Below are 12,574 nucleotides of genomic sequence, written 5' to 3'. Positions count from 1 at the left end.
AAAAGGGACGGGTTGTTTTTCAGGACAGTAATTCCGTGCCCTTTTTCCAGATTGGGGAAGGCTGCTTTCGGCCAAAAGCAGTCACTCTGCCGATTACAGAAGGTATCGGCTTAGCACCGGTTAACGCTTGTGTGAGGGCGTGTAAACGCGCACGCCCATGATTTATGGCATTATGATGCCGTCCGCGGGTGAGCGTCACTGACGCGGCGTACATTATCAGCATCGGGGTTTCAACCCAGTCGGTTCTAATCGTTACAGCGTGGATCAGGGAATGGATGGCTATCACGGAAACTACAAATACAAAATAATTAAAAGAATCGGGGAAGGCGGCTTTGGCTTTGTAGAAAAAATTGAGCTGTTCAATATTGCCGATCATCGATGCGGTGAGTATGCCCGCAAATCCCTTAGCGATCTCGAGCCAGAACTTCGCGATGAGTTCCGAAGACGCTTTGCCCGCGAGGTTTCATATCAGGCTTCCTGCGTGCATACTAATGTAGCGAACATCTATCTGTGCGATCTCAAATCAGACCAGCCATGGTTTATTATGGATCTCGCGGCGGGCGATCTGCAGAAGGATATCGAAAAAGGGACACTGACGCCCTCCCAGAAAATCGATGTACTAATGATGGTAGCGGATGGTCTTATATATTTGCATTCTTTGGATTATCTACATCGGGACATAAAGCCTTCCAACATTCTCCGATTCAAGGATGGCATTTACAAAGTGTCAGATTTTGGGCTAGTCAAAAATTTGGATAAAAGCTCAGAATCCGAAGTTATCACAAAAATTGCAACAGCAATGGGCACCGCTAAGTACATGGCTCCTGAAATATCCATTGCAGGAGATTACAGCAAAAGGACCGATATTTTCGCGTTCGGTGTGCTGCTAGAGGATCTGGAAATGTTGGAAAATCCAGGCGTTCATAAAGTCTACATGAAAAGCACTGCCCGGCGCCCACCCGACCGTTACGCAGAAGTTCAAGAAATGCGAAATGAGCTTGTTGCCGCCATCTCAGGAGAGCCCAAATGATTAAGTTATTAAGCTCAAGTGTATTCTCATTTCCGAAAGAGCTAACGCGGAAAAATGAAGATTCTGTTCTGCCGCCACGCAAAGTAGGTAGCGGATTTCTGATGGCGATTGCAGATGGTGTCGGGTCGTATGCTGGGGCAAGCAGCGCATCCGAGTCTGCTATCGAATATTTGATAAGCTTGCAACCGGCGGCGTTCGAAAGCTCTGATGCTGTTGAACAAATATTTGATCAGATCAAAATTCGCGTTTCGAATCTAACTAATGAAGATCCTAGTTTCTATGATGCCGCGACTACTTTAACTTTCTGTTATGCGGGAGAGAAGGGTATAAAAATTGGACATGTTGGAGATTGTCGAGTTTATTTGAAAAGTGATCGCAAGCTTATTCAAGTCACTAAAGATCATACCCAGCATCAAATGCTTATAGACGAAGGTCTATACAAACCTTCTGAGCTTAAAGAGGCTGGCGGGAAAAACACTCTGTTTTCGGCCATATCAAAAAAAATAAACTTGCGTTTCCAAGAGATCTTTTTGAGATATGACCAAATTTGTGCGCATGATGGAAGTGTTAGTCTGTTCATTATGTCTGATGGCGCTTATCACCCGTGGGAGTTGAGGCCTCGCTTTTTGGAAAGTACTCTGGAAGATCCAAGCCGATTCGCAGCAAACCTACGTAGACGTATTGTACGGATGGTGCCCACGGATGATTGTTCGCTTGTGGCTGTTAAATTGACAGTGAAACCACAGCTTGAACTTTTCGATTAGAATTTTACGTTAAATCTGGCTGCATTAGGTGCAAGCTTAATTGTAGCCAGCTTATTTCTCTTTGAAATGCAATAACTGTAAAGCTAAGCACCCGGTTGCCTATAGCCGTTCATTACTTCAGCCCTAATGTGATAGCGCAAACTTGAACGGATGACGCCTTGCCCACTGAGTGCCGAAGCACCGGGGCAGAAAATTTCGTCCTGAGTAATTAGATATTCTACAAACATTCCTGCCAAATGTGCCCAGTCACCCGCATCCAGCTTTTTTGAATTTAGTAAATTTCGTATTTTAAATAGCGCGTCACATGATCGGATTGGCGTTGATAGTCCAACATGCTCAACATAGGTAGCATCATCTGATGCAAGCTCTATGTGGATTAATCCAGATGGGGTGATTTTTACCCGCGTATTATCCTCAAGAGTCTCCATGGTTGGGTCGTATGCTTCGACTAATCTATAGGAAAAAAGAGCGTCCAAATGCCTGCGTGTAATTTTTCGGGCCAAACCAATGGGCTCCAAGTAATCCATCAAAAGATTAACTTCAAGATACTTGGATTCAATGTCGTCAGTCACTGCACTCTTATTCTTCAACACCTGCATGATCGAGAGTCTAGCTAACGGCGAAGAAATATGATCGGCGTGAATGGCGTACATGTTGAGTATGAAGGCATTGTCCTCTTGAGAGAAACAGGTGTAATCACCAAGATAAATCGCTTTTTTTATTTTTGAAGTTGGAATGCGAAGCCTTTGCCCTTGGGACATATAAGTTTTTATCAGGTCTTCGATTGCGATATGAGGGGAAACAAGCGTTTTTCTCGTGAGTTCAAGACTCCGCCTGATATCGTAATTGCACAGCGAGCTAATCAGTCGAGATATATATTCGGTTTCGATAAAAATGGTTTCAATGCAAGCAACGAAGGCTTTTAAGTCTTGCAGGCCAACCCTTATTCCTTTCGTCAGAAAATAGCGAGTTGCTTGGCCGGCATCATTGTCGTCAAGTTTTGTTTGTACAAAGGCAGCGCGCTTTTGAAGTATTTCCTTTGTCGAGGGTGTTGGCAAATAAAATGCCTTATAGTTATATGATTGAAATGGTCCATGCTTAGAAAGCTGCCAAATAGTTCTATCGGTGACTGGACATATGACAAAAGACTTTTTGATGGATCTAAATATAGCTTGTGCGTATTGAAAAACCGCTTCTTGAAACTCTCTTGAAAAGTGATCTGCATTATCAAACACCAAGCATGGCATCATCTGTCGAGCTCCTACGCAATGCCATAGCAAATTACTTAAATACAAGTCCAGTTGTTCAAGTCGCTGTTTGTTAATATGCTTGCCAAAATCTATCTTAAATTGTGATTTGTTGGTAATGTATAACTCTTTCATCTCGCCAGTAGACCACCGCTTATACTCGCGCCAATACACACCCCGTAAATCGTCGTACTCTGGCTCATTCGGAAATAATGCCTGCTCACAAATCGAAGCTAGCCGAGCGTCTAACCAGGCAGTAATGCCTTCAATGCTACCAGGCGAATCCCGCAAATCAATTTTTAGAACAAGGCATTTGGATCTGAGTTCATCATTTAAAGTAACCTTGAAAAAACGATCAATGTAAGTGGATTTGCCAGCCCCCTTGTTTCCAATAATTAAGGCGAATTCGCCGCGCTCGCTTGCTACAGCGTCACGTATATCTGCCTCCAGCCCATAATGTGGATTCGAGTCGACGTAAGAGATACTATCCACAATGTTCTTTGCAATTTTTTCAAGATGAATGTCTGTTTCTCTGCTTTCTTTGCTTTCAACAAAGCAATTGATGAGCATGTCAGGATCATGATCGCCAGACATTGAGCTAAAAAAACTCGAAAATACTTTGTCGATATCCCTGGCTAAGTCAGTTTTTCTCATCATTGATGATTGAGAATCTATCTTTGCTGACTGAAGAAGCTCCGATTGCGTTACAGATATACCTTCACTTTCATGGAAGTAATATTTGTATAGATCTTGCGTTACACCTTCTATAGAGAAAAGCTCATAAAATTCGGAAAAATCATCTTCTATTGACTTCAGATTAGGAAACGTCGCCACTTTGTAATCTTTTTTAGGTCTGCCGTCACCTCTTATCGGCCAATGACCTATCCATTCATATCCGTTAGTTAGTGCGCAAAATTGTACGCCAACGTCTAAACAATATATTTCAGCTTGCCTTAATGTTGACTGCGCATTCTTCGCCGCAGGTCCGTCGTATTTATAATACGCACGCTTTTCTTGTTTCGTTGTAACAAGAGAGATTTCGCTTCGCTTTGCTTCAACAACAAAACGATTTCGATCCCCATACTGCAGCAAATAATCGATCCGCCCATCATCTAGATGAGGCTCAGTTTTAAAAGACTCTCTAGGCCAGCCAAGCACCTCCATCAAAAACCTGTCGATTAATTGAAACCGCGCATCCTGCTCTGTGATGATCGAGTCAGCATTAGCTTCAGCATATCTTTTGATCTCTAAAAACGCTCTGAATGCTTTATCTGTATTCATGGGGGGCGTTCCTTTGCGGTGATCTATGTTGTTCACTTAGCGGCCAGACTCAGTCAAGACCTAATCAGCTCAAATGTCCATGTGCGCATTAACGCGCGGGAGCGCAAAAATCGATATAAATCGAAGGCGTCTGCCATCAACTAGAGAAAGCTCTAGTCGCTGCAACGACTCAGGAGGTGGGAGGACGGGTGCATTCCTCTTCTTGTCGAGTTCGACGTTCAGCTATGTTCCCTGTAGCTCACGTCAGCCTCCGTTTGTTTTTGGCCGGAAGCTGACCTGTCATCAGCGTCCGCTTTTGGCCGATAGCTGCCTGTCGCTAGCGTCTGCTACCGGCCAAAAGCAGCCAATCGCAAACAGCACTAACCGCCCCAAACCATCACCTACCCGCCCGCAAATCAGGCCATCGCGGAGAACCGCTGCGCTGCTCGCCGCTCAAGCATCGCGCTTTCCGTCTCGCGCGTGGCCCGTTCGCCTTTATTGGACAACTGAGTGAAAAAAGTCGCGTCCTTGAACTCTGCGGGAACCATGGTGCGCGTGTCTTTCAGCAAGGGCGCCAGATCAATAGTGCTGGCGAAGTTTTCCTTCGTCAGGCTGTAGTAACCCATGTAGCTGCCCGACCACGGTGAATCGGCGTCAACCAGATCGATAGACGCATCTCGATAAGAAACGGCGGCGGCTTTGAGGCCAAGGGATTTGTTTAGCAGATCCGTGAGCCGCTGGGTGTCCGAGCGGCTGAGCTGCGCGGCGGTATCGAGTACCTTGAGGTTGCCGTCGGCCTCAACAGTGAAACCATATTTTTTGCTGGCCAAGTCGGGAGCGCTGTTCGACAGCGTTGCCTGGAATGCCTGGAAAGAGGCTTTCAGCGCTCCATGCGCCCCAGCGGCAATCTCAGCGAATCGAGGGAACTCCGGGGATTGGGAGCGGCCGATCCACGTGTCGACGACCTCGAGTTGTTTCACCGTGGTGCTGGTGTCTTCATTGGGATGGTAGATGACTGCGGGCGAGGCATTTGCCAGGGTGTCCTGGTTGGCATCTGTCAGCGGCTGGGGCTCGAGCTTCTGTTCAGAAGGCGTAAGCTGGGTGTTTGCTGGCGGGATGAAGGTCGAGCTGACGGAAAGTACCATTTCAATCAATCCATGATCGGTGGGTTCCTACAGGTTATCGACGGGCATAGAGTGAGCTTTAGGTTGACCGAAGCGACCCCATCGGCGCCTCACTCAATCTCGGCACCTCCCACCGTTGGGCAGTGCCATGGCTGAAACTGCGCTCGGCCCCTGCTAACCTGCGGCCCTTGCCTTTTTCCGGAGCGTTCCATGGCCCTCTCAAAACGCGACAGCGCGCGCATCGACCGCAGCCTCGTCGCCAGCCTGACCGAAGCCTGCGAAACCGCCAAAGCCGAAATCCCGGGCTTCGAGTGGCTGACTCATACGGTCAACTACGCCGACTTCCCACGCAGCCTGGTGATCACCTGGGTCTTCGACACCCGCGCCCACCGCGACCACGCCCTGGCCACCGGCCTGGACACGCGCATCCGCGAACTCACCGCCACGGCCCTGCACGCTGCCGACATCGCGCCCGTGCCGCTGAACCGCTGCGTCCAGTTCGACTGCGAAGAAGACTGCCAAGCCCGTCACGGCGGCAATTGGCGTTTGCGCCTGACCCGCTCCGCCAACTAGAGCCCGGCGCCCAACTGCTGGATAATGCCCGACCCTGCTCCCCGCCCTTCGATAAGGAAATCCCGCCCCATGAAGTTGCCGTTCGCCCTGCTGACCTGTGCCCTGCTGCTCCCCACTGCTGCCCACGCCAGCGATGCCGCGCTGACCGACACGCTCAAGGCCTTCACCCGTTGCGATGCGAGTTTCTTCAGCAGCCTGAACAGCCACCGCGACGCCTGGCAGGCCTACGCGCCGCTCAAGCAGGAAAAGAACTTCACCTGGATCGCGGTTAAAAACCGTGCCGACCACAAGGCCAACCAGGTGCCGGTCAGCGCGCCGGCCATCGGCGGGCTGAAGCTGCTGTCGTACAACGATGAGGTCACCGACCTTGGCGCGCTGGGCCTGTTTTATTACTGGGGCTTCATTGTCGATGGCGGTGTCGATGAGGTCGCACAACGCCTCACCGCGTTGCTGGAGCAGCCCGGCTCGCTGCAAAAAGGCGACAAGGAATACACCCGCAGCGAGCTCAAGGTCGGCAACGGCTGGCTGTCGATCAAACCGCAGCCGGGCAAGGCGCCGGGCCTGCGCCAGGTGGAGCGTGTGCTGATCGTCGAACCGGAAGGCAAGCAAGGCACGCAATCGCGCATCAGCTGTTCGGTGCAGGGCGGGGTCAACGCGGGGCTGCTGGCGCAGTTGCGGCCGGACATTGCACCAGTGGACTACCCACGCACGCAGGCCGAAACAGAGATCGGCGATGTCGAAGTGCCGGCCAACGTGCTCCAGCGCCTCGACTCGCCGCTGCTGCAACCCAAGTTCAAGACACTGAGCTACACCTATTTCGCCCGCAAAGGCGATGGCAGCCAGGACCAGCCGACTTCGGTCACGTTCAAGGCCGAGGGTGGTTTGCTGGTGAAGAACGAGGTCTACGGCAAGACCTTTAACGTCGACCGCCTGACGCAGGCGGACATGATCCAGCTGAAATCGAAAATGAACGGCGTGGGCGATGGCCGGGTGCTGCAAACCCGTGAAGCCGAGCTGCACATCCCCGCCAGCTGGACCCAGGGCCAGACGCTGAGCGCGAAGTTGCACATGGTCAATGTGCCCGCCCGGCCGACCGACAAGGCCATCGACACGTCATTGACCTGCACCGTCGGTGCGCGCATTCCGGCGCGCCAGGTGTTTGCAACCTTGACCGGTGACGCGATCAAACTGGCCTGCGACCAGGGCGACTACAAGACCTCACGCGTGTTCATCGAAGATCTGGGCGTGGCCCTGACGCTGGAATCGACCTCGAGCCAAACCCATTACGTAAATGAATACACCGCGCTCGAAGTAGTCCGCTAACCCACCCTGCCTCGACGCACCCGTAGTGAGCGGGCCCGTTTGGTGTACATCAGGGGGGTTATTTGGCGAATGCGTACTCGCCACCTTGCTCCACTGCCTTGCGATACGCCGGGCGTGCCTGGAATTTCTGCACCCACGCCGCCAGGTGCGGATACGCCGCCAACTTGCCCTGCGCCCCGGCGACTTCGCCGATAAAGCTCATCTGAATATCCGCGCCGCTCAACTCATGCCCAAGCAGGTACGGCGTCTGCCCCAGCACGTCGTTCAGGTACCCCAGGTAATTGGCCACTTCCGATTCGATGCGCGGATGCAACGGCGCGCCCGCCTCGCCCAGGCGGCCGACATAGAGGTTGAGCATCAACGGCAACATCGCCGAGCCTTCGGCGAAGTGCAGCCATTGCACATACTGGTCGTAGGCGGCACTGGCCGGGTCCGGTTGCAGGCGGCCGGCGCCGTGGCGGCGGATCAGGTAGTCGATGATTGCGGCGGACTCGATCAGCACCTGGCCACCGTCCTCGATCACCGGGGATTTGCCCAGCGGGTGGATGGCCTTGAGTTCAGGCGGTGCAAGGTTGGTCTTCGGATCGCGCTGGTAACGCTTGATCTGGTACGGCAGGCCGAGCTCTTCGAGCAGCCAGAGGATGCGCTGCGAGCGGGAGTTGTTGAGGTGGTGGACGGTGATCATAGGGTGGCTCCGCTGGGCGACAGTGAATGACTGAGCAAGAGACTACGCCACTGGCCTGGAGTGCCAGGAAATATATTTCAGTGTGACGGGCGCCATGGTTACGATGGGGATCGGCTCGTACGGAGAGGCACCATGGATCTGAAATTCAGTCACGTCGACATACTGGTCGAAAACCTCGACGAGGCCTGCGCCTACTACGCGCACATCCTCAAGGCCCGCATCTCCAAGACGTTCGTGTGGGAACGCGGCGGCCTGCACGTGCGGTATGCCGTGGTGCTGCTGGGGCAGGAGCGCTTCATGCTGGTCCAGCCCATTGCGGGGAGCTTGCGCGCATTGCTGGACGCCCACGGCGAAGGGATGATTTACCGGCATTGCTACACCACGCCGGACATCGAAATCGCCTACGACGAACTGGTCGCCGCTGGGGTGCAACCCGAAGACGAAAACGGCACACCGCTCGCCCGCGAAAACCTGCAATCGCCGTCCGGCGGACGCATCATCTGGTTGCCCAAGCGCTTCGGGCATTTCTCCATGGAAATCCTCGAAGCGGCAACGCTGGAAGCCTTTATTGCAGAGGCATTTGACTGATCGCCGCCCGCTCCCATCGAAATGCTGAAAGGCACTCAAAGATGGGAAGAGGCTCACCCCCTCCCACACAAGCGCGCGACACAAACAGAGATCAGCTCAGCCGGAACCGTGCAGTGTTATCACTCAACGCCTGGCTGCCCTTGCTCAAGGTATCGGCCGCCTGGTTGACCGCCCGTGCACCGTCAAGCAAGCGCCCCGCCGCCTGGTCCACCTGCTGGATATTGCCGCTGACTTCATCCGCCGTCGCGGCCTGTTCTTCTACCGCCGTGGCGATCTGCGCCAGGGTGTCGGTGACGTTCTGCACCGCGCCGGCGATCTCGCCCAGGCGCGTGCCGAGCCCGGTGACGGACTCGGCATCGGTCAGCGCTTGCTCGCACGCGGCGCCCATCAGGGTGACCGCCTGGCTCACCGTCGCGCGCAGGCTGTCCACGGTGCTGGCGATCTGCGCGGTGGAGGCCTGGGTACGTTGCGACAGGCTGCGCACTTCATCGGCCACCACCGCAAAACCACGGCCCTGTTCGCCGGCGCGGGCGGCTTCGATGGCGGCGTTGAGCGCCAGCAGGTTGGTCTGCTCGGCAATGCCACGGATGGTGTCGACCACCGATTGAATCTGCTGGCCCTGCTGGCTGACTTGCTCCAAGGCATTGGCGGTGTCGGTCAGGCGCCGGTTGAGCTGCTGGATGCTCGCGGTGGTGCGCTGGCTGTCGCGGCTGCTGTCTTCGGCGATGCGCCGGGTCTGCTGGGCGCTGCCCGAGGCTTGTTCGCAACTGCGCGCGACGCCCATGGACGTGGCGGCCAACTGGGTCGCGGCGGCGGCAATCTGGCTGATCTGTTGTTGCTGGTCTTCGACTTCGTTGAGGGTGCTGCCTGATTGCGAATTGAGGGTGAGCACCGCCGAGCCCAATTGCTGGGTCTCGTTATTGACCCCCAGCAGGCTGGTGCGCAATTGCACCACTGCGACGTTCAGCGCAGTGCTGATCGCCGCCAGTTCGTCACGCCCTTGCACCGCCACTTCCACACACAGGTTGCCGTCACGCAGCGACTCCGCCAGGGTGGTGATGCCACTGGCGCTGCGGCGGATCGAGGCTTGCAGGCACATAAACAGGTACAGCGCCGCCAACGCCAGTAGGCTGAACGTCGCCGCCACGGGAATGATCTGCTGCAGCGAGCGGTTGTGGTAATAGCTCAACCGCGCATCCAGGGACTTCAGCGTCTGGTTGCGCAGCGCGCCGAGGCTGTCGAGCATGGTATCGACACTGCTTTCGAACGCTGTGGTATCGAGCTTGATGGTGCCGCCGAACACGCCGTCGTCGAGGACCTTGAGTTGGTTATCCAGGCCTTGCAGGCTGCTGTCGTACTGCGCGGTCCACGCCTCGATGCCCGCGTATTGCTTGGCCTTGAGCGAGGCGGCGGCCTTGACCAACTGATCCCGCGCATCGCCGATACGGCCGCGCAGGTCGCGCATCTGCAAGCGGCTTTGCAGGGTGAACTGGCCAGACGCGATGGACGACTGGCCCACACTGGCCATGCGTCCGATGCGCTCGATCAGGTCGGGGGTGTGCTGGGTGGAAATCTGCATCAGCAGGTAGGTTTCCAGCCATGGGTCGAGGATCAGGCCGGTGTCCAGGGTCACCTGTTCGCGCAGGGCTTGCATCGCAGTCAGGGCTGCGGTGAAGCGATCATAGCCGTCCGGCCACCAGCCCACGGTACGCAAGGCTTGGGAATCCATACCCTTGACCGTGGCCTGCAACGCCTCGAAGCGCGTCAGGATATCGGCGCTGGCATGCTGGGCCTTGAGCGCCTCGCCGAGGGTTTGCAGGCTTTGCAGCAGCACCGGGAAGTTGGCATCGACCTTGTCCATCGCCGCCTTCGCCGCCGGTGTGGGGGCGTGCAGGATGTCGGCGGCTTTCCAGCGTGCGGCCAGGTTGCGCTGGGCGGTCAGCTGGGCGTCCAGCGCGTCCATCGCCAGCAGTTGGCGCACGCCGGACTGCTCGCTGGAGATCACAGTCAATTTGGCGCGGTAGTCCTGCCCGATCATCCACAGGCTGCCGGCCAGGGGCAGCATGAACAGGAAGAACAGGATCTGGAACTTGCGCGCGAAACCAAAACGGCCGAGTAGGCGGATACCGGGTGATAAAAAGCTGTGCATGTCCGACCACTCCCTAAAACGACCCACGCGGTGCACCGCACGGTGAAGCCTTGAAATGACTAACGGCAAAACGCCATGTCATTGATTAACTTGGCTCAAGCAAGATACGGGCCGTAGGGTGGGAGGCTTGAGTTACGCGGGGTGGCACACAAAAAGCGCACGCCACTTGCCCTGAAATGGGGCAAAAGCACTCAGTACCGCTCACAGGCGTAACCATTGGTACAAAACAACGGATCTGGAGCGGGCCCTGGTGCCAGTCAGTCAAGGGCGAACGCTGTGCTTGTGGAGAGGGTGCAAGCGGCCTCGCCACATTTTGTTTTCACTCGCCTTTCAACAGTGCGTTGATCCAGCTGACGTGCCGCGCAAGCGCTTGCAACTTGTCCTCAAGCCCCGCCTGGCGCGCCTGTTCAAGGCTGGCCAGGGTCTTTTGTTTCTCGCGCAGCGTACGTTGCCACTTGGCCAAAAACACCGGGCTGCGGGCCTGCAAGTGCAACGGGCCGAAGTATAGTTGCTCGGCGCTGTAGCGCACGGGCTCGCCGCGCTCGGCGACGATGATTTCGTAGTAGAAGCGGTTCTCGTGCAGCAGCTCCTCGTGAAGGATGGCGTAGCCGTTGTCCATCAACCATTGGCGTAACGGTTGCTCACCGCCGTTGGGTTGCAGGATCAGCCGCTCGCGGCCGTTCAGGTGCGCCTTGCCGCTGGCGAGAATGTCGCGGATGGTTTCGCCGCCCATGCCGCACAGGCTGATCGCGGTGATGCCGTCTTGCGGCTCGATGGCCGCCAAGCCTTTGGCCAGGCGCACGCTGACCTGTTGTTCCAGGCCGTTGTCACGCACGGTGCGCTGCGCCGCGTGAAAGGGCGTAGCCGCCACCTCGCCCGCCACCGCCGCGGTGATTGCGCCACGACGTAACAACGCCACCGGCAGGTAAGCGTGGTCGGAGCCGATATCGGCCAGGCGTGCACCGGCGGGCACGTTCGCCGCCACGCGCTCCAGGCGCATGGATAAAGTGTGTTCGTTCAACTGCCCTACTCTCCCGAAAAACGATCGCGACTGTTGCTCAAGTGCAGCACCATCGCGGCGCGTGCGGCGTCCGGGTCCTGGCGCTTGATCGCATTGAAGATTGCCTCATGCTCCAGGTGCGCCAACTGGCCCAATTGGGCGAAGTCCGCGCCGCCGCGCTCGGCGCCCTTGACCTGGGTGCGCGGAATCATCGCATTGCCCAGGTGCAGCATGATTTCGGTGAAGAAGGTATTGCCGGTGGCTTCGGCGATCAACTGGTGAAAGCGCTTGTCTGCTTCCACGCAACTGTCGTTGTTGGCCAGGCAAGCCTGGTAGTTACTCAGCGCCACACGCATGCGCGACAATTGTTCATCACTCCTGCGCAGTGCGGCCAGCGCCACCGCCTGCACCTCAAGGCCCAAGCGCAACTCGAGCACGCTGCGCACGCTGGCCACCGTGTCCACATGCAGGCGCAGGCCGGATTGCGCTTGCGGCGCGAGCACAAAGGTGCCGATGCCGTGGCGTGTCTCCACCAGCCCCGAGGCCTGCAACTTGGACAGCGCCTCGCGGACCACGGTACGGCTTACCCCGTGTTCAGCCACGATGGTGGATTCGGATGGCAGCTTTTCACCGGGCTGCAATTGCCCGAGCAGGATGCGCTGGGTCAGCGCGTCGAGCACGCCTTGGGCGAGGTTGTTGGAACGTTTACGGACAGGCGTTCCGTTTTCATTGGGCATCGTTACGGGTCCACGGGGCTGGGCTGGTGGGAGCTTAACACCCTGCCCGCAGACGAGGCCGGGCAGATTCAAAATCCCACACAACTTGTATGAT

The 12,574-nt window shown here is 55.8% G+C and carries 11 protein-coding genes; 5 read left to right on the top strand and 6 right to left on the bottom strand.

The window, feature by feature from the left end; genetic code table 11:
• The first annotated feature begins 271 nt into the window (after positions 1-271).
• Together OPU96_RS20545 and OPU96_RS20540 are read left to right on the top strand one after the other, a co-directional pair.
• A complete protein-coding gene (locus OPU96_RS20545; protein ID WP_498559584.1) occupies positions 272-1,030 on the top strand; it encodes a serine/threonine-protein kinase in 759 nt (252 codons plus the stop codon).
• A complete protein-coding gene (locus tag OPU96_RS20540) occupies positions 1,027-1,794 on the top strand; it encodes a PP2C family protein-serine/threonine phosphatase (protein WP_498559583.1) in 768 nt (255 codons plus the stop codon). Before OPU96_RS20545 ends, OPU96_RS20540 begins: the two co-directional genes overlap by 4 nt.
• 83 nt (positions 1,795-1,877) lie before the next feature.
• Here the strand turns inward: OPU96_RS20540 and OPU96_RS20535 are convergent, their stop codons facing one another.
• Together OPU96_RS20535 and OPU96_RS20530 are read right to left on the bottom strand one after the other, a co-directional pair.
• A complete protein-coding gene (locus OPU96_RS20535; RefSeq protein ID WP_498559582.1) occupies positions 1,878-4,322 on the bottom strand; it encodes a hypothetical protein in 2,445 nt (814 codons plus the stop codon).
• Between the two features lie 395 nt (positions 4,323-4,717).
• A complete protein-coding gene (locus OPU96_RS20530) occupies positions 4,718-5,446 on the bottom strand; it encodes a hypothetical protein (protein WP_498559581.1) in 729 nt (242 codons plus the stop codon).
• Between the two features lie 189 nt (positions 5,447-5,635).
• Here OPU96_RS20530 and OPU96_RS20525 point away from each other — a divergent pair, with 189 nt between their 5' ends.
• Both OPU96_RS20525 and OPU96_RS20520 read left to right on the top strand, forming a co-directional pair.
• Entirely contained in the window at positions 5,636-5,998 is a 363-nt protein-coding gene (locus OPU96_RS20525; protein WP_192296870.1) for a hypothetical protein, read from the top strand.
• Positions 5,999-6,067: 69 nt separating this feature from the next.
• The gene (locus tag OPU96_RS20520) at positions 6,068-7,321 is read left to right on the top strand and encodes a hypothetical protein (protein ID WP_498559580.1); all 1,254 of its coding nucleotides are present in this window, start codon (positions 6,068-6,070) and stop codon (positions 7,319-7,321) included.
• 58 nt (positions 7,322-7,379) lie between these two features.
• Here OPU96_RS20520 and OPU96_RS20515 read toward each other — a convergent pair whose 3' ends face one another.
• Positions 7,380-8,006, bottom strand: coding sequence for a glutathione S-transferase family protein (locus tag OPU96_RS20515; protein ID WP_226455086.1), 627 nt, complete (start codon positions 8,004-8,006; stop codon positions 7,380-7,382).
• 132 nt (positions 8,007-8,138) lie between these two features.
• On the opposite strand from OPU96_RS20515, the gene OPU96_RS20510 reads away from it, so the two are divergent.
• Positions 8,139-8,594 carry a VOC family protein gene (locus tag OPU96_RS20510; RefSeq protein WP_498559579.1) on the top strand — a complete coding sequence of 152 codons (456 nt, stop codon included), beginning with the start codon at positions 8,139-8,141 and terminating at the stop codon, positions 8,592-8,594.
• 91 nt (positions 8,595-8,685) lie between these two features.
• Here OPU96_RS20510 and OPU96_RS20505 read toward each other — a convergent pair whose 3' ends face one another.
• The 3 genes from OPU96_RS20505 to OPU96_RS20495 all read right to left on the bottom strand — a co-directional run bounded on the left by OPU96_RS20505 (position 8,686) and on the right by OPU96_RS20495 (position 12,480).
• The gene (locus tag OPU96_RS20505; RefSeq protein ID WP_498559578.1) at positions 8,686-10,743 is read right to left on the bottom strand and encodes a methyl-accepting chemotaxis protein; all 2,058 of its coding nucleotides are present in this window, start codon (positions 10,741-10,743) and stop codon (positions 8,686-8,688) included.
• Between the two features lie 319 nt (positions 10,744-11,062).
• Positions 11,063-11,764 (bottom strand): tRNA (adenine(22)-N(1))-methyltransferase, encoded by a 702-nt coding sequence (locus tag OPU96_RS20500; RefSeq protein ID WP_498559577.1) that lies wholly within the window; start codon positions 11,762-11,764, stop codon positions 11,063-11,065.
• 5 nt (positions 11,765-11,769) lie between these two features.
• Positions 11,770-12,480, bottom strand: a complete 711-nt coding sequence (locus OPU96_RS20495) for a FadR/GntR family transcriptional regulator (protein ID WP_498559576.1) — start codon at positions 12,478-12,480, stop codon at positions 11,770-11,772.
• Between the last annotated feature and the right edge of the window lie 94 nt (positions 12,481-12,574).

The sequence above is a fragment of the Pseudomonas sp. RP-B7 genome (assembly GCF_059803535.1).
The sequence above is the reverse complement of the archived record's forward strand: the minus strand, read 5'-3'. Positions and strand labels throughout refer to the sequence as shown.